Source organism: Allomesorhizobium aridi (assembly GCF_043769475.1).
Lineage (GTDB): Bacteria > Pseudomonadota > Alphaproteobacteria > Rhizobiales > Rhizobiaceae > Allomesorhizobium.
On sequence record NZ_CP171729.1, the window covers coordinates 3220814 to 3240804 of the forward strand.

The 19991-nt window shown below is 63.2% G+C and carries 23 protein-coding genes; 11 read left to right on the forward strand and 12 right to left on the reverse strand.

All coding sequences use genetic code 11. From position 1 onward, the window contains the following. Positions 1 to 9 precede the first annotated feature (9 nt). The 5 genes from carB (at position 10) to ACG873_RS17840 (ending at position 6961) form a co-directional block, all read left to right on the forward strand. Entirely contained in the window at positions 10 to 3489 is a 3480-nt protein-coding gene (gene carB / locus ACG873_RS17820) for a carbamoyl-phosphate synthase large subunit (RefSeq protein ID WP_394886355.1), read from the forward strand. Positions 3490 to 4087: 598 nt separating this feature from the next. Then, on the forward strand, positions 4088 to 4657 hold the full coding sequence (locus ACG873_RS17825) for an HD domain-containing protein (protein WP_394886357.1): 570 nt from the start codon (positions 4088 to 4090) through the stop codon (positions 4655 to 4657). Between the two features lie 55 nt (positions 4658 to 4712). After that, the gene (locus ACG873_RS17830; RefSeq protein WP_394885740.1) at positions 4713 to 5537 is read left to right on the forward strand and encodes an IS5 family transposase; all 825 of its coding nucleotides are present in this window, start codon (positions 4713 to 4715) and stop codon (positions 5535 to 5537) included. Positions 5538 to 5652: 115 nt separating this feature from the next. Beyond that, positions 5653 to 6456: a hypothetical protein gene (locus ACG873_RS17835; protein ID WP_394886359.1), complete on the forward strand. Its 804-nt coding sequence runs from the start codon at positions 5653 to 5655 to the stop codon at positions 6454 to 6456. Then, entirely contained in the window at positions 6443 to 6961 is a 519-nt protein-coding gene (locus tag ACG873_RS17840; protein ID WP_394886361.1) for a hypothetical protein, read from the forward strand. Before ACG873_RS17835 ends, ACG873_RS17840 begins: the two co-directional genes overlap by 14 nt. A gap of 110 nt (positions 6962 to 7071) precedes the next feature. Here ACG873_RS17840 and ACG873_RS17845 read toward each other — a convergent pair whose 3' ends face one another. Both ACG873_RS17845 and ACG873_RS17850 read right to left on the reverse strand, forming a co-directional pair. Then, positions 7072 to 7833, reverse strand: a complete 762-nt coding sequence (locus ACG873_RS17845; RefSeq protein ID WP_394886362.1) for a DUF899 family protein — start codon at positions 7831 to 7833, stop codon at positions 7072 to 7074. A gap of 257 nt (positions 7834 to 8090) precedes the next feature. After that, complete coding sequence (locus ACG873_RS17850) at positions 8091 to 8261, reverse strand: hypothetical protein (RefSeq protein WP_394886364.1); 171 nt, start codon at positions 8259 to 8261, stop codon at positions 8091 to 8093. 192 nt (positions 8262 to 8453) lie between these two features. Between ACG873_RS17850 and ACG873_RS17855 the strand changes: the two genes are divergently transcribed. Beyond that, on the forward strand, positions 8454 to 8972 hold the full coding sequence (locus ACG873_RS17855) for a hypothetical protein (RefSeq protein ID WP_394886365.1): 519 nt from the start codon (positions 8454 to 8456) through the stop codon (positions 8970 to 8972). 144 nt (positions 8973 to 9116) lie between these two features. On the opposite strand, the gene ACG873_RS17860 is transcribed toward ACG873_RS17855, so the two are convergent. The 3 genes from ACG873_RS17860 to ACG873_RS17870 all read right to left on the reverse strand — a co-directional run bounded on the left by ACG873_RS17860 (position 9117) and on the right by ACG873_RS17870 (position 11201). Continuing rightward, complete coding sequence (locus ACG873_RS17860) at positions 9117 to 9575, reverse strand: GFA family protein (protein WP_394886367.1); 459 nt, start codon at positions 9573 to 9575, stop codon at positions 9117 to 9119. A 73-nt stretch (positions 9576 to 9648) separates the two neighbouring features. Then, positions 9649 to 10689 carry a serine hydrolase domain-containing protein gene (locus tag ACG873_RS17865; RefSeq protein WP_394886369.1) on the reverse strand — a complete coding sequence of 347 codons (1041 nt, stop codon included), beginning with the start codon at positions 10687 to 10689 and terminating at the stop codon, positions 9649 to 9651. A 77-nt stretch (positions 10690 to 10766) separates the two neighbouring features. Beyond that, entirely contained in the window at positions 10767 to 11201 is a 435-nt protein-coding gene (locus tag ACG873_RS17870; protein WP_394886370.1) for a MarR family winged helix-turn-helix transcriptional regulator, read from the reverse strand. A 102-nt stretch (positions 11202 to 11303) separates the two neighbouring features. Here ACG873_RS17870 and ACG873_RS17875 point away from each other — a divergent pair, with 102 nt between their 5' ends. Further along, positions 11304 to 11975: a glutathione S-transferase family protein gene (locus ACG873_RS17875; RefSeq protein ID WP_394886372.1), complete on the forward strand. Its 672-nt coding sequence runs from the start codon at positions 11304 to 11306 to the stop codon at positions 11973 to 11975. A gap of 4 nt (positions 11976 to 11979) precedes the next feature. Here the strand turns inward: ACG873_RS17875 and ACG873_RS17880 are convergent, their stop codons facing one another. Together ACG873_RS17880 and ACG873_RS17885 are read right to left on the reverse strand one after the other, a co-directional pair. After that, a complete protein-coding gene (locus ACG873_RS17880) occupies positions 11980 to 12456 on the reverse strand; it encodes a GNAT family N-acetyltransferase (protein WP_394886373.1) in 477 nt (158 codons plus the stop codon). Between the two features lie 15 nt (positions 12457 to 12471). Further along, positions 12472 to 13164, reverse strand: a complete 693-nt coding sequence (locus tag ACG873_RS17885) for a transglycosylase SLT domain-containing protein (protein WP_394886374.1) — start codon at positions 13162 to 13164, stop codon at positions 12472 to 12474. A 195-nt stretch (positions 13165 to 13359) separates the two neighbouring features. On the opposite strand from ACG873_RS17885, the gene ACG873_RS17890 reads away from it, so the two are divergent. Next, the gene (locus ACG873_RS17890; protein WP_394886376.1) at positions 13360 to 13950 is read left to right on the forward strand and encodes a methylated-DNA--[protein]-cysteine S-methyltransferase; all 591 of its coding nucleotides are present in this window, start codon (positions 13360 to 13362) and stop codon (positions 13948 to 13950) included. Positions 13951 to 13959: 9 nt separating this feature from the next. Here ACG873_RS17890 and ACG873_RS17895 read toward each other — a convergent pair whose 3' ends face one another. Together ACG873_RS17895 and ACG873_RS17900 are read right to left on the reverse strand one after the other, a co-directional pair. Beyond that, on the reverse strand, positions 13960 to 14283 hold the full coding sequence (locus ACG873_RS17895; protein WP_394886378.1) for a hypothetical protein: 324 nt from the start codon (positions 14281 to 14283) through the stop codon (positions 13960 to 13962). Positions 14284 to 14362: 79 nt separating this feature from the next. Further along, positions 14363 to 14668, reverse strand: a complete 306-nt coding sequence (locus ACG873_RS17900) for a hypothetical protein (RefSeq protein WP_394886379.1) — start codon at positions 14666 to 14668, stop codon at positions 14363 to 14365. 292 nt (positions 14669 to 14960) lie between these two features. On the opposite strand from ACG873_RS17900, the gene ACG873_RS17905 reads away from it, so the two are divergent. Beyond that, complete coding sequence (locus ACG873_RS17905; protein WP_008835680.1) at positions 14961 to 15173, forward strand: cold-shock protein; 213 nt, start codon at positions 14961 to 14963, stop codon at positions 15171 to 15173. 351 nt (positions 15174 to 15524) lie between these two features. Then, positions 15525 to 15950 (forward strand): GNAT family acetyltransferase, encoded by a 426-nt coding sequence (locus ACG873_RS17910; protein WP_394886381.1) that lies wholly within the window; start codon positions 15525 to 15527, stop codon positions 15948 to 15950. 106 nt (positions 15951 to 16056) lie between these two features. On the opposite strand, the gene ACG873_RS17915 is transcribed toward ACG873_RS17910, so the two are convergent. Both ACG873_RS17915 and ACG873_RS17920 read right to left on the reverse strand, forming a co-directional pair. Further along, positions 16057 to 16668: a glutathione S-transferase family protein gene (locus ACG873_RS17915; RefSeq protein WP_394886382.1), complete on the reverse strand. Its 612-nt coding sequence runs from the start codon at positions 16666 to 16668 to the stop codon at positions 16057 to 16059. A 180-nt stretch (positions 16669 to 16848) separates the two neighbouring features. Then, positions 16849 to 17712 carry an EAL domain-containing protein gene (locus tag ACG873_RS17920; RefSeq protein WP_394886384.1) on the reverse strand — a complete coding sequence of 288 codons (864 nt, stop codon included), beginning with the start codon at positions 17710 to 17712 and terminating at the stop codon, positions 16849 to 16851. Positions 17713 to 17992: 280 nt separating this feature from the next. On the opposite strand from ACG873_RS17920, the gene ACG873_RS17925 reads away from it, so the two are divergent. Continuing rightward, complete coding sequence (locus ACG873_RS17925) at positions 17993 to 19195, forward strand: pyridoxal phosphate-dependent aminotransferase (RefSeq protein ID WP_394886386.1); 1203 nt, start codon at positions 17993 to 17995, stop codon at positions 19193 to 19195. A gap of 483 nt (positions 19196 to 19678) precedes the next feature. Here the strand turns inward: ACG873_RS17925 and ACG873_RS17930 are convergent, their stop codons facing one another. Continuing rightward, positions 19679 to 19984 (reverse strand): hypothetical protein, encoded by a 306-nt coding sequence (locus ACG873_RS17930; protein ID WP_394886388.1) that lies wholly within the window; start codon positions 19982 to 19984, stop codon positions 19679 to 19681. Positions 19985 to 19991 lie beyond the last annotated feature (7 nt).

The window sequence follows — 19991 nt, forward strand, 5'->3', positions numbered from 1 at the left end:
ACCTCGCTCATGCCAAAACGCACCGACATCAAGTCGATCCTGATCATCGGCGCCGGCCCGATCGTCATCGGCCAGGCCTGCGAGTTCGACTATTCCGGCACCCAGGCCTGCAAGGCGCTGAAGGCCGAGGGCTACCGCATCATCCTGGTCAATTCCAACCCGGCCACCATCATGACCGACCCGGAACTGGCCGACGCAACCTACATCGAGCCGATCACGCCCGAGGTCGTGGCAAAAATCATCGCGCGCGAGCGCCCCGATGCGCTGCTCCCCACCATGGGCGGCCAGACCGCGCTCAACACGGCTCTGTCGCTGCGCCGCATGGGTGTGCTCGACCGCTACAATGTCGAGATGATCGGCGCCGACGCGCACGCCATCGACAAGGCCGAGGACCGCGCCCTCTTCCGCGAGGCGATGAAGAAGATCGGCCTCGAAACGCCCAAATCCATGCTCGCCAACGCCACCGGCCCCAAGGACGAGGACCGCCGCCGCCATGAGGCCGAGCGCGCCGAACTGAAGGCCTCGGGTGCTGCCGACATGGACGCCGCCCTCGACGCGCTCGAGACCACCTGGAACCTCGGCGAGGGCGACCGCAAGCAGCGCTATATCGGCCACGCCATGGCCATCGCCGCGCAGGCGCTCGACCATGTCGGCCTGCCCGCCATCATCCGCCCCTCCTTCACCATGGGCGGCACCGGCGGCGGCATCGCCTACAACCGCGCCGAATTCTTCGACATCGTCCAGTCTGGCCTCGACGCCTCCCCCACGACCGAAGTGCTGATCGAGGAATCCGTACTGGGGTGGAAAGAATATGAAATGGAAGTCGTGCGCGATAAGGCCGACAACTGCATCATCGTCTGCTCGATCGAGAACATCGACCCGATGGGCGTGCACACCGGCGATTCGATCACCGTCGCGCCTGCGCTGACGCTCACCGACAAAGAATACCAGATGATGCGCAACGCCTCGATCGCGGTGCTGCGCGAGATCGGCGTCGAGACCGGCGGGTCCAACGTGCAGTTCGCCGTCAACCCCGCCGACGGCCGCCTCGTCGTCATCGAGATGAACCCGCGCGTCTCGCGTTCCTCGGCCCTCGCCTCGAAAGCCACCGGCTTTCCGATTGCAAAAATCGCGGCAAAACTCGCGGTCGGCTATACACTCGACGAGCTGGAGAACGACATCACCGGCGGCGCGACGCCGGCCAGCTTCGAACCCTCCATCGACTACGTCGTCACCAAGATCCCGCGCTTCGCCTTCGAAAAATTCCCCGGCGCCGAACCCACCCTCACCACCGCCATGAAGTCCGTCGGCGAGGTCATGGCGATCGGCCGCACCTTCCAGGAATCCCTCCAGAAGGCGCTCCGCGGCCTCGAAACCGGCCTCACCGGCCTCGACGAGATCGAAATCCCCGGCATCGGCCACGGCGACGACAAAAACGCCATCCGCGCCGCCCTCGGCACGCCGACGCCCGACCGGCTGCGCATGGTGGCGCAGGCGATCCGCATGGGCACCTCGCTGGAAGAGGTGCACGACATGTGCAGGATCGACCCGTGGTTCCTGGAGCAGATCGACGGCATCATCGCCATGGAAGCCCGCATCCGCGAGCACGGCCTGCCCGCCGACGCCGTCAACCTCCGCATGCTGAAATCCATGGGCTTTTCCGACGCCCGCCTCGCCTCATTGACCAAGACCGACCCCGAAGCGGTGCACAAGCTGCGCGAAAAGCTCGACGTCCACCCGGTCTATAAGCGCATCGACACCTGCGCCGCCGAATTCGCCTCGCCCACCGCCTACATGTATTCGACCTACGAGACCCCCTTCGCCGGCCAACTCGCCAACGAGGCCCAGGTTTCCGACCGCAAGAAAGTCGTCATCCTCGGCGGCGGGCCGAACCGCATCGGCCAGGGCATCGAGTTCGACTATTGCTGCTGCCACGCCGCCTTCGCGCTCGCCGAGGCCGGCTACGAATCGATCATGATCAACTGCAATCCGGAGACGGTCTCGACCGACTACGACACCTCCGACCGCCTCTATTTCGAGCCCCTCACCGCGGAAGACGTGCTGGAGATCCTGCGCGCCGAGCAGGCCGCCGGCACGCTGCACGGCGTCATCGTCCAGTTCGGCGGCCAGACGCCGCTGAAGCTCGCCGACGCGCTGGAGCAGGCCGGCATTCCGATCCTCGGCACCTCGCCCGACATGATCGACCTTGCCGAGGACCGCGACCGCTTCCAGAAGCTCCTGCATAAGCTCGGCCTTTTGCAGCCGAAGAACGGCATCGCCTGGTCGGTCGAGCAGGCCCGCACCGTCGCCGGCGAGCTCGGCTTCCCGCTGGTGGTGCGCCCCTCCTACGTGCTCGGCGGCCGCGCCATGCAGATCATCCACGACGAGACGATGCTGCAGTCCTACCTGCTCGACACCGTGCCCGGCCTGGTGCCGGAGGACATCAAGCAGAAATACCCCAACGACAAGACCGGCCAGATCAACACGCTGCTGGGAAAAAACCCGCTGCTCTTCGACACCTATCTGTCGGGTGCCATCGAGGTCGATGTCGACTGCCTCTGCGACGGCAAGTCGACCTTCGTCTCCGGCATCATGGAGCACATCGAGGAGGCCGGCATCCATTCGGGCGATAGCGCCTGTTCGCTGCCGGTCCACACGCTCTCGACCGAAATCGTCGACGAGCTGGAGGCCCAGACCGCCGCACTCGCCAAGGCGCTCAATGTCGGCGGGCTGATGAACGTGCAGTTCGCCATCCAGGACGGCACGATCTTCATCCTCGAAGTGAACCCCCGCGCCTCGCGCACCGTGCCTTTCGTGGCCAAGACCATCGGCAAGCCGATCGCCAAGATCGCCGCGCGCATCATGGCCGGCGAAACCCTCGACGAGGCCTTCGCTGCCTATGGCGCGAAGCCCGACGCGCGCAACCCCGGCCACATCGCGGTCAAGGAAGCCGTTTTTCCATTCGCCCGCTTCCCCGGCGTCGACATCCTGCTCGGCCCCGAAATGCGCTCCACCGGCGAGGTCATGGGCCTCGACTACGACTACGCGCTGGCCTTCGCCAAGGCGCAACTCGGCGCCGGCGTCGACCTGCCGCGCTCCGGCACCCTGTTCGTCTCGGTGCGCGACGAAGACAAGCCGGGCATTCTACCGGCGGTCAAGCGCATTGCGGGCCTCGGTTTCAAGGTGCTCGCCACCGGCGGCACCCAGCGTTTCCTCGCCGAAAACGGCGTCGAGGCCCAGAAAATAAACAAGGTTCTGGAAGGCCGCCCGCACATCGAGGACGCGATCCGCAACCGCCAGGTCCAGCTCGTCTTCAACACCACCGACAGCCAGAAGGCGGTGTCCGACTCAAAATCGATCCGCCGCGCCACGCTGATGCAGAAGGTCCCCTACTACACCACCCTCTCCGGCGCCGCCGCCGTCGCCGAAGCCATCGCCGCGCTGAAGGCCGGCAATTTGGAAGTGCGCCCGCTGCAGGAGTATTTTTAAGCACCAACGCCCACCCTCCCCCTTGCGGGGAGGGTCGATCCGCCAAGCGGATCGGGGTGGGGGTGGTTCCGCTGGGCGCGAGCGTCGCGATTAGCCAATCTCCCCCTTGAGGGGGAGATGGCCGGCAGGCCAGAGGGGCGTCGTTGACAGTTGCACGCGACGCCGAAGCTGCTTTCCCCTCATCCTCATCCTGAGCGCACCAACGCTCCTCATCCTGAGCTTGTCGAAGGATGGAGGCGCAACGCCGAAGCCGCCCCCCTCTCCCCGTCACTATACGGGGAGAGGATGCCGGCAGGCAGGTGAGGGGCAGCGCCAGCTTCCGAACCGTTCTCTCCGCCCCGGGTCAATTCGCCCCGGCAAAAGTGAGAAAGACCGTCCGGTGCTGATATAAAAGTACAAATGGCCGACGCTTCATCGTAGCGAATTCAATTCGTGAGCAGCTTTTTCGAGTCTTTGACTTGCTTTTTAGGCATAAGCCATTGACAATACTTTTTAAAAAACGAATCAGGGGGATGAATAAGCCTTATAGATATTCCAGATTCCCGCGAGACTTTCCATTCGCGGAACCCTGCCTTTGGCGCCGACGTGCGGTCACTCCATGGCAGCCATTTTTCTTGCGGAGGCAATTTGTTCTCTATATGTTCTAGACATGCCGACCATGAAGCGCATTCGTGATCCTATCCACGGACTTATCACCTTCGACCTTGAGGACGAGGTTGATCGCGCCGCGTGGCGCCTCATCGACACTCCCGAATTTCAACGCTTGCGTCGAGTGAAACAGCTGGGCGTTTCAGAGTTCACCTTTCCGGGTGCAACCCACTCGCGTCTTGCTCATTCGATTGGCGTGTTCCATATCGCTCGGCGGCTCATGAAGGTTGCAGAGCGTTATGTAGCCGGAGACAAGCGAAAGCCTCATCGCATGCGTGCCGCGCTGCTGGCGGCACTCCTACATGACCTTGGTCATGGGCCGTTCAGCCACGCCTTCGAGAATGCCGAAAAAGCTCGATTGCCGAAGGACCGCTACCGCGACCACGAAGATTGGACCGCTGAATTGATCTGTCGGAAAGCCGGCAATGTCCGAAGCATTCTCAAGGAAGAATTTGGCGTCGACGGCTCAGTGGCGGACGATATTGCGGCCATGCTTAGTGTCCGTTCCAAAAAGAGTTGAGTGATTTCAGCAGGTTGTGATTCCGTCGGATTTGCGAGATCCGATGGAGATCACGATGGCCTGGACTGAAATCACCCGTGCGCATTATGAGCGGCGTTGCGCCCGTTACGCAAGCGATCTGACCGATGCGGAGTGGGCGCTGATTGCGCCGATGATGCCGTCGGCGAACCGCATCGGCCGGCCGCGCAAGACGGACCTGCGCGAGGTCGTGAACGCACTTCTTTACCTCGCCTCGTCGGGCGGCGCGTGGCGATTGCTGCCGAAAGACTTCCCACCCTTTTCAACGGTGCAGAAGTACTTCTATCGCTGGCGTGAGGAGGGCCTGTTGCGGACCATCAGCAACAGCCTCGTCATGGCGGCGCGCGAGGCCGAGGGTCGGGAAGCGAGTCCGACGGCGGGCGTGATCGACAGCCAATCGGTCAAGACCACGGAAAGCGGCGGAATTCGGGGCTTCGACGCAGGAAAGAAGATCAACGGGCGCAAGCGTCACATCGTTGTCGACACCATCGGGCTGATGGTCGGTCTCGTCGTCCATGCCGCCGATATCCAGGACCGGGACGGCGCACCGGCTGCCCTCAAGACCATTCTCGAACGCTGGCCGTGGCTGCGACACGTCTTCGCCGACGGCGGCTATGCCGGGCCGAAGCTTAAGGGCGCGATGCAAAAGATCGGCACGTTCACCCTGGAGATCGTCAAGCGGACGGACAAAGCCAAAGGCTTCGAGGTCCTGCCGCGCCGCTGGGTCGTGGAGCGCACATTCGCATGGCTGGGGCGATGCCGCAGGCTGGCTAAGGACTGGGAGAAATCCATCGCCTCCGCAGAAGCCTGGTTATACGTCGCCCACATTCGCCTGCTCACACGCAGGCTCGCAAGAGCTTGATATCAAAACATCCTTTTTGATTCAGGCTCTTAGAGGCGATGAGCAGGATCTATATTCCTCTGTTGTGTCGAGTTCATTTGATGCGGATCGCCTTGACTATCTTCAACGCGACAGAATGATGACTGGGTCGGGAGCCGGCGCCATCGATTTCGACTGGCTGTTGGACAACTTGAGAGTCGAGGATGTCCCAAGCAGCAGCGGCGATGATCCGCAAGATAGCGGTGGCAAGCCTATTCAGGTGTTCGCCTTCGAAGAGAAAGCGCTGCAGGCGGCCGAGAATTTTATTCTCGCGCGCTTCCATCTCTATTCTCAGGTCTACCTTCATAGAACGACACGAGGCATCGAGCAGATGCTGACAGCTTTCCTTCTGGCTTTTAGCGAAGAGGCCAAAAAGGGGGCAAATGCAGATCTTGCGGTACCCGAGGATCACCCCCTTCGGGCCTATTACATGAAAGCCACACCTGACCTGCAAAGCTACTTCGCACTCGATGACGCTGTTGTGTGGAGTGCGTTGGAGATATCTGCTGCGAAAGGCAATGGGCCGATTCGGGAGTTCGCGGAGCGTCTGTGCTCGCGAAAGCTCTTGAAGGCGGTATCCATAGATATGGTGAACCCGCAGCCGACTGACGTTGCGCGAAGGAAATTCATTGATCAAAATATGAAAGGTGAAATCGGAAAATCGATTTTCGAGGATCGAGCGCCGTTATCAATCTACAAGGATCCAAGCAAGGAAACTGTGAAGCCTCACAAACGCGTCTACGTGCGACGCGATGGTAACAAGGTAGTCGACATCACATCGTTGTCGAAACCCGTTGCAGCCTTATTCGCGGACCAAGAAATACTTCGTTACTACTTTATTAATGAAAATGACCGAAAAAAGGTCATCAACATCACGGGAGAGAGCCATGCCGGAACTTGATGATCTGGTAGTCGGCACCGTCGCACTGGCAGGCGGTGAGCTTGTCGGTCGTATTCGGTTGCAGAAGGTAGTCTATCTTCTGGACCAACTGGGTATGGGGAGCGGTGCGGCTTTCGAGTACCACCATTATGGACCTTATTCCGAGGCTATCTCGGATGCAGTCACGGACGCAAAATTCTGGGGTCACCTTAAGGAAGATGTGAAATTCCGCGTTACCGACGGCGCACCCTACAGCACGTTCAAGATATCTACGCAGGTAGCCCCCATCAATCTCGGCGATTTAACCGCTGAGGATGCTAGACACCATTTGGAGAAGTTTGCCGGCTACTCCTCTACTGTGCTGGAGTTGGCGGCGACCGTGCATTGGCTCGCCTTCGTGGAGAAGGTTTCGGACTGGCGCACTGAAGTCGAGGTTCGAAAGGCGGGCAAGACAGGAAACGGACGTTTGCAACAAGCGTTGTTGTTGCTAAAAAATATCGGCCTCGCACCAGTCGAGCCTCTATAAGGGGGAAGGGTGGGCACTTCTTTTGCCGATGAATCCAGGCAAGTGTGGCGCGCCAGAGATGACACCCGCATGGCCGCGCGGGTAGCTCCGGCCCCGCCCGCCCCTCCCCCTCACGCCACCACCAACCCCGGCTTCGCCTCCCTCGGCCCGCGATCGTCGATCTCAACATTCCAATCCGGACGCCCCTCCGGCGTCATGTCGATAAAATTCCAAACCGGCTCCAGCGTGCCGAAGGCGCGTTCGTCCTGGCCGGGTTCACTCTTGGCGAAATGCAATTCCGAGCTCCAGAAGTGGCGGATGCCGTCGGCTGAGCGATGGAACACATGCAGCACCGGCTGCTGATAGCCTTCCTCGTCCTCGCCGTGATAGTCCCGTTTGAAGCTGTTGCCCGCCGCCGACAGGAAGCGCACATGCCGCCAGCCCCTCTCGCCGGCAAAGGTCAGCAGCCGCTCCAGCGGCGTCTTGGCGATGACGACGAAGTTGAAGCCGGCGGCCTCCAGATGCGCCGCCGCGCCATCCCACTGGTCGACCAGCGCGGTGCAGGACGGGCACGGCGAATCCTCACGCGGCAGCCCGGCGAAAGCGCCCTCGGCCGGTTTCGGCCGCGGATCGGTCGGATAGCGGGGGAACATCATGTCATAAGCGATCAGCGTGTCGCGCCCCGGCGCGAACAGCTCTGAAAAGCGGATGCGCGCGGGCTTGCCGTCGGCCCCCAGCCCATCAAAAACATAATCCTCCTTCAACATGCCGCCCGGCGGAAGCTTCCGCCGCTCCTCGGCCACCGCCTCCATCTGACGCCGAAGCTCGATCTCCTTTTCGAGCAGGCGTTCGCGCGCCGCGCGATATTCCGTAGATTCGTTGGGAAAACGCATTTGCGAGCCTCCTTCCGCTGCCCGCCGCCGTGGTCATAACGAACAGCCCGGCGCTTGGTTTCGCCTGCGTTTGTGCCCCCTCCACCATGCTTCGCATGGTCCCCCCCCCGTAAACGGGGGAGGAACCGGCGTCGCCGCCGTTGCTGACCCTCCCCAGCGAAGCGGGACTGTGGAGAGCTGATCCTCCCCCGTTTACGGGGGAGGGGACCACGCGAAGCGTGGTGGAGGGGGCGAACCTCGCTCCAAGCTTGCCCGTGTCAGCATTTGTCAGGAATGTTTTCCCAAACTTTGTCCACACCCTCTCCCACTGCCCGCATACTTCGCCCAGCCAACTTGCCGAAGGGAATGAACGCGGCGATGGACTGGAATGCAGCGATCGAGAAAAACCGGGAGGCGCTGAAGCGCATCCTGGCGGCGCTTGTCGCCATGGCCGGGCTCGCCGACGGCCGCGCAGGCATGCTGCCGCGCCATCTCCACCGCGCCGTGCTCCGGCTGCTCAGGCCAGCCGAGGCCGCGACGCGGCGGCTGGTCATCGTGGCGGCGCGCGGGATTGTCGTCTCGCCCCCTCCACCACGCTCCGCGTGGTCCACCTGCCCCGTGAACGGGGGAGGATCTAGGTCGTGCCGACTTCACCGCTTCGGATCCTCCCCTGCGAAGCGGGGGAGGGGACCGCCGAAGGCGGTGGAGGGGGCGTCGCGGAACCGCACGCCACGCGCCCCCTGACGCTGCCGCTCCTCGACCCGCTGCGCCTGCCGCGCCTCCGGCGGCCTGTCGCCAGCGGCGTGCCGCGCATTTCCGTGCCCGGCTACAGCGCGCCGTTCTCCCTTCCGCCACCGCCCTCGCCCGACGACCCGGTCAATGCCGCGCGCCTTGGCCGCCGGCTCGCAGCACTTGCCGCAGCGCTGGACGATCTGCCGGCGCATGCCCGGCGCTTCGCGCGCTGGCGGGCTTGCCGCGATGCGCAAAACAGGGAATCGCGCGGTCTCCCGCATAGGCGCGGCCGGCCGCGCCGCCTTTGGCCGCTGCGCCCCGGCCGGCCACCCGGCTGGCGCCGCCGGCCCGAGCACGAGGTCCACGAGGTTTTGAACACCGCCCACGGACTGGCCTTCTGGGCGCTTGAGCACCCCGACACGTCCTGACGGTAATCGCATGGCGATTGTGAGTTTGAGCCGGACCTCGTCTGACGCCCTGCCGGGCAGCGGGCGGGCGTTGGAACCTGCCGCGCTCCCGACGATTCCCATCAAAGGCGTTCGCAGTTTCCTGACACCGGTGAGCGCCTCCCGTCAGGCTCGCCCTGCCCACTCCGCATATTCCTTCATCAGCCCGTCATAGGCGTCCATCGGCGGCAGGGTCTCGTACGAGTGCGGCGCGCCCGTCCCGGCGAAGGGCAGCTTCTCGGCAGTCCAGGTTTCGATGAACGGCGCGAAATCGGCCGCGCCGTCCAGCATCGTGGCGCGCACATTGACGAACCAGTCCATGCCTTCCGGCCGGGTGAACATCCAGCTCATGCAGTGAGGGCAGAACATATGCTTCGTCGCGCCGTGCAGCCCGCCGACCACGGGCTCGCCGGAAATCACCTCGAAGCCGTCGGCGGGAATGGCGGCCGACAGCGAAAATGCGGAAGAACTCATCTTCTGGCAGCCGATGCAGTGGCACGCCATGGTGACCAGCGGCGCTGCGCTGATCCTGATGCGCACCTGCCCGCAGCGGCAGGAGCCCTCGCGCGGAAGTTTCCAGTCCATCGAACCCTCCTCAGCAGACCGCGCGAGTTTAGCGCCGGAGGTTTGGAGGGCAAGCGCCGGGCAGCGAGAGGCCCTACCCCTCCTTCGCCGCGCCTGCGTCGCCAGCCTGTTCGCCCGCCTCCACCGCGCCGATGATCTCGGCAAGCAGCGCATGAAGATCGTCGCGATGGCCGTTGCGCGCCGAGGGGTTGTCCTCCGACGTCATGACGACGGTGAGGCCGAGGTCCGGCACGATGTAGAGCATCTGCCCGCCATAGCCCCAGGCGTAGCGCACGTCGCGCCCGCCGATGGTGCGCAGGAACCAGCCATAGCCGTAGCCGTCGCCGGTGTAGCGCGAATTGGTGCGCTGGCGCCATGAGATCTCGATCCATTCGCGCGAAACGAGCTGCTGCCCCTCCGGCGTCTTCCCGCCATTGCGGTAGAGTTCGCCGAAGGCCAGCAGCGAGCGCGGGCTCATCGCCATCTGGTTGCCGCCGAGATAAAAACCCTGAGGGTCGCGTTCCCAGGCGGCGATCGAAAAATCTTCCAGCGGGCCGAGCCATTCGCGCGCGAGTTCCAGCGTCGAACGGCCGCCTGCGCGCGTCAGTATCGCCGACAGCAGATGCGTCGAGCCGGTCGAATAGAGCATCTCCCCGCCCGGCTCGCCATCGAACGGCATTGCGAGCGCGGCGCGCACCCAGTCGCGGCTCTGCACCCAGCGCCCGTAATTCGGCCCGGAGGTGCGCCCAAGCCCCGCCTGCATCGACAGGAGATGGCTGATGGTGATCTCCTGGATGCGCGGGTCGGGGTCCTCCGGCAGATGGGAGCGCAGGATCGGTGCGATCTTCTGGTCGACGCCCTCCAGCACCCCCTTGTCGATCGCGATGCCGACAAGCGCCGAGACGATGGTTTTCGACGCCGACTTGATGTTGGTGGGCGTCTCCACCGAATTGCCGCGATAGCCGCGCTCGTCGACGATCTTTCCGTCGCGCGCCACGATCACCGTCTCCAGCAGCTCGATCGCCTCGGCCCGGTCGAGCACGGCAGCCAGCGGCAATGGCGCGCCCTCCTGTGCGGAAGCGGCGGGCGCGAAGATGAGGAGAAGGGCGAAAAAGAGTGCGGCGATTCTGGTCATCGGCGCGACTTAGGGCCTTCACGCGGCGAAATCACGGGTTGCAGCCCCTCCTCACGGCGATGTGACCGTATATTGCTTCACACCAGTTTTCCAAGCAGCGCCGCCAGCGTCGCCGCCTCGCCCGCCGAGAGCCTGTCGCCGACCGCCGCCTGGATCGCCGGGGCATACACCGCCCACATGCGGCGGCGCATATCCCGCCCGGCCGGTGTGATGGCGAGCATCTGCCCGCGCCGGTCTGCTTCCACGGCGCGGCGCTCGACCAGTCCCGCCTTCTCCAGCCGGTCGGCCAGCCGGGAAAGATTATATTGCTCGAATAGCAGCGCGCGTTCGAGCTCAAACGGCCGAAGCCCCGCCTCGCCCGCCCGCTCCAGCTCCCACAATGCGTCGTACCACGAAAGCGGCGGCAGGCCGCCCGCCTTCAGCCGCGCCTCTATGCTCGCGGTCGCGACGCGCTGCGCGCGCGAAAGCCCGATCCACGCCGCCTCGGTCGCCTCGTCCGGTTTCCTGTCCATGGCTCACACATAGTTGATTTCATGCATCTGCATCAAGATTGACATTCGATGCATCTGCATTTATTTTTCATGCAATTGCATCCACACGAAGGAACCGCCGCCATGCGCGCTGACAAAATAACGCTCGTCTCGTTCGACCTCTGCCCCTATGTCCAGCGCGCCGCGATCGTGCTGGCGGAAAAGAACGTGACGTTCGAGCGCGTCGACATCGACCTCGAAAACAAGCCGGACTGGTTCCTGAAGATCTCGCCGCGCGGAAAGGTCCCGCTGCTGAAGGTCGGCCACGAGGTGCTGTTCGAGAGCGCGGCGATCGTCGAATATCTCGACGAAACCGAGGAGCCCCGGCTGCACCCGGGCGACCCGCTGGCCAAGGCGCGCCACCGTGCCTGGATGGAGTTCGGCTCGGCGATCCTCGCCGACATCTGGACGCTGGAGACCACCGCCGAACGCGCCGCGTTCGACAATGCGGTCGCGGCCCTAAAGGACAAATTCGCCAAGGTCGAGGCCGAGCTGGGCGAAGGCCGCTATTTCGCCGGCGACGTCTTCTCCATCGTCGACGCGGTGTTCGCGCCGGCCTTCCGCTATTTCGACGTGTTCGACGAGATCGCCGATCTCGGCGTGTTCAACGGCTTGCCCAGGGTGCGGGCATGGCGGGCGGAACTCGCCCAGCGCGCCTCGGTCAGGAACGCAGTGGTGGCGGATTACAACGACCGGCTGAGGAAGTTCCTGCGCAAGAAGAACGGCCTGCTGGCGCGGATGCCGCTGGCCGCCTGAGTCTTCACCCCTCGAGCGGAACTTGCCGCATACCGACCCGCTCGTAGAGCCGGATCGCGCCAAGATTGTCGGCTTCGGTCTTCAGGTCGACATGCGCCGCACCCCGGTCGCGGAAGGCGAGGAAAACGTGGTGCAAAAGCGCCTCGCCGAGGCCGCGCCCGCGCATGTCGGGATGCACGGCAAGGTCGCGCAAAAAGGCGCTCGAAAAACATTGGGCAAGCCCGATCAGCCGCTCGTCCTGGTCGAACACGAGGAAAATCAGCTCGGGATCGTATTCAACGTTGCCCGAAAGCTTCGGCCACCAGGTCTCGAACGGACCGTCGTCGCCATCGTCAAAGGTCAGCGTCAGCAGCGCGTGGTGCGCCTCGGCATCGGACGGGCGGAAAATCCGCATGGCAAAACCGTCCGGACATTGCGGGGTTTCGAGGGTATCGTCGAGATCGCGGCGAAGCCGCACGACCTGTCGGTCGCTTTGGATCATGGCGCCAGCCTGCAATCAGACCGGATCGGCGGCAAGCGGCGCTGCGCGCCTGCGGCGGCGGTCCTTGCCGAGCCCCGTCTCCTCCAGCAGCCCCTTGCGCTTGGCGTCGTAGTAATAACCGCGTGCGTAGAAGCCCACCGAGCGGTCGTGGTTGCCGCCGGCGGTGAGATAGGCGCCGCGCAGATATTTGACCGCATATTTCAGGTTGGTTTCGGCATCGAGCAGGCCGCTGGCAGCGCCCCTGTAGCCCATGCCGCGCGCCGTATCGTGGCGGATCTGCATCAGGCCCCAATAGGGGCCGTTGCGGGCGGTGGGGCGAAAATTGCTCTCTCGCTTGACAACGCGCCGCACCAGTTCGATCGGCACTTCGTAATGCGCGGCATAACGGGCGATCAGCGCATCGAGTTCCGGGCTGCGGGGAGCGACGGCTTGCCGTCCGAAGTTTACGGCGGGCGCATCGATGCGCGCAAAGGCGCTGGGCTGGAGATCTTGTCCGCCATCGTCGCTGCCGGACAGCGCGGCAAGTGACGCTTCCCCTCCGGAGGCGCTTGCCGAAGCAGGAAGAATGGAGACGCTGTCGGGTAGGCTGACTTCCGCGCCGGACGCCATGGAAAGCTGCGCGCCCATGTCGCCGCCGGTTGTGCAGCCCGTGGCCAAGGCCGGTGAAAGCGCAGCCAGCACGATCAGAATTCGGTGGAAAGCAGGCAAAGCCGCACTCGCAATTGATTGAATATGTGGTCCCGCCCGGCTGTTTTCTTACATGACGATCGCCCGCGCGGCAATCGGGTGGCGGTTTCGCGATTAAGACGGCAGGATCGCAATAGTGCCGGTCGCAGTGTTCCCGATTTGTGCCTTCCGACTGTGCATGCTAACCTTGACAACGATCACGGTAAGGAAATCCCGATGCCCGAAACCGCACAGCAACCCTCGACCTATACTCTGTTTGAAACCGATATCGGCTGGATCGGCATCGCTTGGAGCGAGGCCGGCCTGACCCGGCTACAGCTTCCCGAGCGTAGCGAGGCCGCCACCGAACGGCGGCTGCTCGCCGCGATCGCCTCGGGTTCAGGCCCTGCACCACAACGCGCCGCGGGCGACCCGCCGGCAGCGATGGTCGCGCTCATTGAGGCCTTGCTGCGCTATGCAGCCGGCGAGCCGGTCGACTTCACCGATGTTCCAGTCGACCTCGCCGGCGTCGATCCGTTCCGCCGCGCCATCTACGACGCGGCGCAAAAGCTCGGCTTCGGCGACACCACGACCTATGGCGGCCTCGCGGCGGCGGCGGGGCATCCGGGGCTTGCGCGCGAAACCGGCCAGGCGCTCGGCCGCAACCCGGTTCCCATCGTCATTCCCTGCCACCGCATTGTCGCCGCCGGCAACAAGCTTGGCGGATTCTCGGCGCCGGGCGGCGCGACGACCAAGGAGCGGCTGCTCGCCATGGAAGGCGTGCGGGTCGGTCCTCCGCCACCGGCGCAGGCCTCGTTCGGGTTCTAGGTTGTGGACCTATCGCCGCCGCCGGAAGATGAAGAAATCGTCCGGGTCGACCTGCACGCACTCCCTGACGGGGCACGACCGGGTGTCGGCCGCCGGCACGAACTTCGTTTCCGTCACCTCGTCATGGCTGCAGAAGCGGCGGTCGCTCACATAGCGGCCGTAGAGCGGCAGGCTCGGATCGCGCGTTGAGCGGTAGCGCAGGATGACGGCGCCCTCGCCGTACACCCTCGCTTGCACCTCGTCGCAGGACATGCTGGTGGAATTGTAGCGCGAAATCGCCTGGGCCTCGGCGGCCAGAAGCGACAGGCAGACGGCAAGCAGCAAAGACTTCATGGCTATCCTCCTGGCTTTTGATACGAACGCCGGCGTGGCAGCGCCGGTTGCAATCCGTCGGCCGCGAAAGCCCGATGTTTCAGCGGCCTGGGAGCAAATCTACGGTCACGCATTTGCGCACGAGGCAGGAATTGGCATCGCGCGTGGGCACGAAGGCTGTCTCCGCCACCTGCTCGGGCTTGCAGTATCGCCGGTTGGCGACATAGCGACCGTAGAGCGGCAGGCCGGGATTACGCATGGAGCGCCATTGCAAAATGACGGCGCCCTCGCTCATCACGGCCGCCTGGATGGCGGCGCAGCTCATGCTGGTTGTGGTGTATTTTGAGATGGCATGGGCGTCGCCGGCGAGCAGCGTGAGGAACAATGCAATAGACGCAGCTTTCATGGTGGCCTCCAATGACTGCCAGCATCCCAAGATACGGCAGTGAAGCCGTGTTTGTTGCAGCCGCCTAGCCCCGCCAGCAACGGTTGCGATCACAAGCCGGTGATCGTTCGTTCGCTCAACCTCTTGTATTCGTCTCCGCTATCCTCTATATGAGCCTCGTTGATATTTTCGGCCGATCGATCTAGTAGTCCCGCGATTTTTCGCGTTTGCTGACGTCCCCAAAAATCTCGATACAGCGGCCAAGTGGCTATCGCTTGGTCAAACAACGTTGCAAACGTAAGGAAACACAGAAATGGCAACTGGTACCGTAAAGTGGTTCAATGGAACCAAGGGTTTCGGCTTCATCCAGCCTGACAATGGCGGCGCGGACGTTTTCGTCCACATCTCCGCTGTCGAACGCGCTGGCATGTCGAACCTCGTTGAAGGTCAGAAGATCAACTTCGAGATCGAGCAGGACCGCCGCACCGGCAAGTCCTCGGCCGGCAGCCTCAGCAAGGCAGGCTGATTTAACTGGCGCGCCCGGACGAAAGTCCGGAGCGCTCAGCAAGTCACGGATGTACTGGCGGCTGCGCGACAAGCGCGCCGGAGCACGTCGATCGAAGACCGGGGCAGCGGATTGCTGCAGGCTTCGCGAGACTGGCTCCAGATCAGTCTGACTGGCAGCGGAAGGCGGGGTAATTCCCGCCTTTTTGTCGTCTGGAGATAGGCTCAGCAATTTCCGACTTCGGTGGCAACTGCCACCCAAGGTCCCATTGCGATTGTTTCCAATGGTCCGCTGTGGGTGGAAAGCGGAAGATTGACGCTTCAGAATCTCTCTCAGTAGAGTCTAATTACTTATTTCACGTTCACGAGCGTTATGGCCCTGATTCGGAACTATCGGCACGAACACTTTGCCGGCGTTGAAGCGCTTTGGCAGGAGGCGTTCCCAAATGATGGTCCTTGGAACGAGCCCTCAATCGCCATTCCAGAAAAGATGCGCTTCCAACCTGAGCTGATGCTGGTCGCCCTCGTAGGCCCGCTTATTGTCGGCTCGGTGATGGCCGGATACGAAGGGCATAGAGGGTGGATTTCCCGTATTGCCGTTCTGAAAACGCATCGCCACAAAAGGATCGGCCAAACGCTGCTTTTGGAAGCTGAAAAGCGCCTAGTGGCACTCGGCTGTATCAAGATCAATTTACAAGTCGTGGAAACCAACTCAGCGATTGTTCGGTTCTATGAGCAAGCGGGGTATTCGATCGAACCGCGCATTAGTATGAGCAAACATTTGCCACGCAAGGTCTGAGTTGGATCGAATGCAGTTCCGATGGCTGCCACGAAATGGCCTGCCCAAAAAACTAAAATGAGCTTCCGGCGGACGTAACCGCTGCTGCGCCGGGCAATCGGGCGTCTTACGGCAGCCATTTCTCCGGCACATGCCCCGGATCCGCCTTCACCCGTTCGAGCCAGGCCGAGACCGCCGGATAGGCGTCGAGCTCAAACCCGCCCTTATGCGCGTCGTGCGTATAGGCGTAGAGCGCGATGTCGGCGATGCTCATATCGTTGCCCGCGAAGAACGGCGTCCGCGACAACTGCTTTTCCATCACGCCCAGCGCCTTGTTGCCGCGCGTCAGCGTCAGTTCGAGCCGCTCAGGCGTGGCGTCCTTGGCGCGTTCGGGAAAGGTCAGGATCGCCTTGCGGACGGCGATATAGGGCTCATGGCTGTATTGCTCGAAGAACAGCCACTGATAGGCGAGACCGCGGAGATAGCGGTCGGCCGGCAGGAAGCGCGTCCCCTCGGCGAGATAGATCAGGATGGCATTGGATTCGGCGAGCAGCCGTCCGTCATCCAGTTCGAGCAGCGGGACCATTCCGTTGGGGTTCTTCGCCAGATATTCGGCCGAACGCGTGGAGCCGTCGTGCGAACTCACCTCGACATGCGTGAAGGGCTGGCCGAGCTTGGCCATCAAGAGCCGCGGCTTATAGCAATTGCCGCTGTCGATCATTCCATAGATTACCGTCATGCGCGTCCGGCTCCTGGCGCATTACTCCGAAAACCGGAGTCGGCTTCGGAAAAGTCATGCGCGGATTACAGTCTCAGAGCGTCCTGCGCGTCCGAAAAGCACGCGCGGCGCTCTAACGTGTGAAGCCAATCTATCGCGTCGGACGCAACAACCATCCAGTCATTTGTTTTGGCGCGACCATCAGCGCTGCTGATGGTTTCTGCCGGAGTTGGCAAGCTTGCCCCCGCGGCGAAGCATCGCCTCGATCTTCCTTGGCTTTTCGTCCAAAGCCGACCCCGCCAGCGTCGACGGCGCAAGCAGCATCCCCTGCAGGTAATCCGCGCCGGCCTCAACTGTCGCTTCCAGTTCGGCGGGCGTTTCGATGCCCTGCACCAGGAGCTTTGCGCCAAGCCCCTTGAACGCCGTGATCACCGCTGGAAACAGCCGGGCGGTCTCCGCGCTTTCCTGCACGCCGCGAAACCAGGCGCCGTCGATCTTGATGATGTCCGGCTCGATCTGCGATATCCGCTCGATCGCCGGCAACCCGACGCGGAACTCCGCAACCGAGACGCGCATGCCGTGGCCGCGCAATTGGCGGGTCAGCGCCGTCAGCGCCTTCGGATCGAGATTCGGCGCGTCGGCGATCTCGCAGATGATCATGTCGGCGGGAACGCCGGCTCGTTCCGCGATCACTGCGACCGAACCTTGCTGGCCATCGTCGTGGCGCGGATCGATCGTCAGGTAGAGGTCAAAGAGTTCGGGATCGTCGACGCCGACATTGCGCTGGTTGCGCAGATGCAGCGTTCTGCACAGCACCTCCACGAATTTCCGGTCGGCTTGCGGCGTTTCCTCGAAGAATTCAGCGGGTGCGACGGGGCTTCCTTGACGGAGCGGAGCCACCCGCGCTTCGACGGCGACCGGAACGAGGTTCCCGCCCTCGCGGCTGAAGATCGGCTGATGGGCGGTCTTCAGGCGGTATTGCCCATAGATGCCGGTTTCGATGCCGACCTCGTCGGCAAAAAGTGCACGCACCAGATCGGATGGAATATTCCTTCGCTCGGTCATTGGCTGCGCTCCCTGGGACGGAAGCGTCTGAGCAGCCCGACGGGGCGTCATCCAGCGAGCGGCTGGGAGACCCGGACTTCACTTAAACGCAACTGCCCTGTTCGTCGGCTCTGATCGGCCGTTGCGCCAGCTTCTATCAGGGCAAGTTTGACCGGCGGTTAACGCGGCGGCAGAATCATCACACGGCGCCCACGGCACTTGCGATTTCGCGCGCAATCCGACATGAGATGCGCGGCCGATTTTCTGTTGCCGAAAACCATGAACCGGAGACATTGCTGTCATGGCCTTCCTTGCCGATGCCCTTTCGCGCGTAAAACCCTCCGCGACCATCGCGGTCACGCAGAAGGCGCGCGAACTGAAAAATGCAGGGCGCGACGTGATCGGCCTCGGCGCCGGCGAGCCGGATTTCGATACACCCGATAACATCAAGAACGCCGCCATCGAGGCGATCCGCCGCGGCGAGACCAAGTATCCGCCAGTTTCAGGAATCGCGCCGCTGCGCGAGGCGATCGCAAAGAAATTCAAGCGCGAGAACAATCTGGAATACCGCCCGGAGCAGACGATCGTCGGCACCGGCGGCAAGCAGATACTCTTCAACGCTTTCATGGCGACGCTTAACCCCGGCGACGAGGTCGTCATCCCGACGCCGTACTGGGTCAGCTATCCCGAGATGGTCGCGCTCTGCGGTGGCACCGCCACCTTCGCCGAGACCACGATCGACAACGGCTTCAAGCTGACGGCGTCCGCGCTCGAAAAGGCGATCACCCCGCGCAGCAAATGGCTCGTGCTGAACTCGCCGTCCAACCCGTCGGGCGCCGCCTATAGCGAAGCCGAACTCCGGGCGCTCGCCGAGGTCCTGTTGAAGCATCCCAATGTCTGGGTGCTCACCGACGATATGTACGAGCACCTGACCTACGGCGACTTCGTCTTCAAGACGATCGCCGAGGTCGAGCCGGCGCTCTACGGCCGCACGCTCACCATGAACGGCGTGTCGAAAGCCTATGCCATGACCGGCTGGCGCATCGGCTATGCCGCGGGACCCGTCGAGCTGATCAAGGCGATGGACATGATCCAGGGCCAGCAGACGTCCGGCGCCTGCACCATCGCGCAATGGGCCTCGGTCGAGGCGCTCAACGGCCCGCAGGATTTCATCGCGAAAAACAAGGCGATCTTCCAGGGGCGGCGCGACCTCGTCGTGTCGATGCTGAACCAGGCGCGCGGCATCACCTGCCCCTCACCCGAAGGCGCCTTCTACGTCTATCCGTCCTGCGCAGGGCTGATCGGCAGGAAAACAGCGTCCGGCAAAGTCATCGACAATGACGAGACCTTCAGCGCCGAACTCCTGGAGGCGGAAGGCGTCGCGGTAGTGTTCGGCTCGGCCTTCGGCCTCGGGCCCAACTTCCGCATCTCCTACGCCACCTCCGAGGCGCTTCTGGAAGAGGCCTGCACGCGCATCCAGCGCTTCACTGCCAGCCTGAGCTAAGCCGCGACAGGACATGCACTTAGATGGGAGCCCGGTCACCGCGCCGGGCTTTTGTCATTTTCGGTCAATCCGGCAGGCCATTCCCGATTAACCGATCCTACACTGCGCATCGGTTAGCTTCGGCGACGTGTTTTGCCAAGTCCGGGGGGATTGGCCGTGAAGTCAGCGACTGCCCGATCGATATTCGTCGCCGTGCTCGGCATGCTGGCGCTCGGAAGCGCCGTCTTCTTCGGCATCGGATTGACGGTCAACAAGGCGGTCTCCGTCGATGCCGACCGCAAGGCCCGCGACTGGGCGGATTATTTTATCGGCAACATGCCGCGCCTGGACGAACTCATCGCCTCCGGCCGGCCCGACGCGGCGCAGTTGGCCGTGATCGCCACGGCCGAGAATGTCGGCGACGTCTTCCGTTTCAAGCTGTTCGACCGCGACGGCCGCACCAAGTTGGTCTCCGACGAGGCCGCATACGTGAAGGAAGGCGCTTCATACGAGCACAGCGCCAAGGCCGCCGCCGTCCTGGAAACCGGCATCAGCAACATCTCGCTCAACGACGGCACCGGCAAGAAGAACCGGCCGCCGCTTTATGTCGAGGCCTATGTGCCGATCGTCGACGGCCAGGGACAGGCGCGGGGCGTCGTCGAGGTCTATATCGATCAGACCCAGACCGCGGCGTTGTTCAAGACGACGTTCACGACCGTGGCGGCCGGTCTCGCGATCGCAGCCGCCCTGATGTTCGGCCTGCCCACGCTCGCCTTCCTGTTCCGCAGCCGCCAGGCGGCGGGAAGCCAAGCGGCAT

Coding starts and splice junctions, on each gene's coding strand:
- carB (WP_394886355.1), top strand. CDS start 10: ATGCCAAAACGCACCGACATCAAGTCGATCCTGATCATCGGCGCCGGC.
- ACG873_RS17825 (WP_394886357.1), top strand. CDS start 4,088: ATGGCAGCCATTTTTCTTGCGGAGGCAATTTGTTCTCTATATGTTCTA.
- ACG873_RS17830 (WP_394885740.1), top strand. CDS start 4,713: ATGGCCTGGACTGAAATCACCCGTGCGCATTATGAGCGGCGTTGCGCC.
- ACG873_RS17835 (WP_394886359.1), top strand. CDS start 5,653: ATGATGACTGGGTCGGGAGCCGGCGCCATCGATTTCGACTGGCTGTTG.
- ACG873_RS17840 (WP_394886361.1), top strand. CDS start 6,443: ATGCCGGAACTTGATGATCTGGTAGTCGGCACCGTCGCACTGGCAGGC.
- ACG873_RS17845 (WP_394886362.1), bottom strand. CDS start 7,833: ATGCGTTTTCCCAACGAATCTACGGAATATCGCGCGGCGCGCGAACGC.
- ACG873_RS17850 (WP_394886364.1), bottom strand. CDS start 8,261: ATGGCGACAAGCGCCGCCAGGATGCGCTTCAGCGCCTCCCGGTTTTTC.
- ACG873_RS17860 (WP_394886367.1), bottom strand. CDS start 9,575: ATGGACTGGAAACTTCCGCGCGAGGGCTCCTGCCGCTGCGGGCAGGTG.
- ACG873_RS17865 (WP_394886369.1), bottom strand. CDS start 10,689: ATGACCAGAATCGCCGCACTCTTTTTCGCCCTTCTCCTCATCTTCGCG.
- ACG873_RS17870 (WP_394886370.1), bottom strand. CDS start 11,201: ATGGACAGGAAACCGGACGAGGCGACCGAGGCGGCGTGGATCGGGCTT.
- ACG873_RS17875 (WP_394886372.1), top strand. CDS start 11,304: ATGCGCGCTGACAAAATAACGCTCGTCTCGTTCGACCTCTGCCCCTAT.
- ACG873_RS17880 (WP_394886373.1), bottom strand. CDS start 12,456: ATGATCCAAAGCGACCGACAGGTCGTGCGGCTTCGCCGCGATCTCGAC.
- ACG873_RS17890 (WP_394886376.1), top strand. CDS start 13,360: ATGCCCGAAACCGCACAGCAACCCTCGACCTATACTCTGTTTGAAACC.
- ACG873_RS17895 (WP_394886378.1), bottom strand. CDS start 14,283: ATGAAGTCTTTGCTGCTTGCCGTCTGCCTGTCGCTTCTGGCCGCCGAG.
- ACG873_RS17900 (WP_394886379.1), bottom strand. CDS start 14,668: ATGAAAGCTGCGTCTATTGCATTGTTCCTCACGCTGCTCGCCGGCGAC.
- ACG873_RS17905 (WP_008835680.1), top strand. CDS start 14,961: ATGGCAACTGGTACCGTAAAGTGGTTCAATGGAACCAAGGGTTTCGGC.
- ACG873_RS17910 (WP_394886381.1), top strand. CDS start 15,525: ATGGCCCTGATTCGGAACTATCGGCACGAACACTTTGCCGGCGTTGAA.
- ACG873_RS17915 (WP_394886382.1), bottom strand. CDS start 16,668: ATGACGGTAATCTATGGAATGATCGACAGCGGCAATTGCTATAAGCCG.
- ACG873_RS17920 (WP_394886384.1), bottom strand. CDS start 17,712: ATGACCGAGCGAAGGAATATTCCATCCGATCTGGTGCGTGCACTTTTT.
- ACG873_RS17925 (WP_394886386.1), top strand. CDS start 17,993: ATGGCCTTCCTTGCCGATGCCCTTTCGCGCGTAAAACCCTCCGCGACC.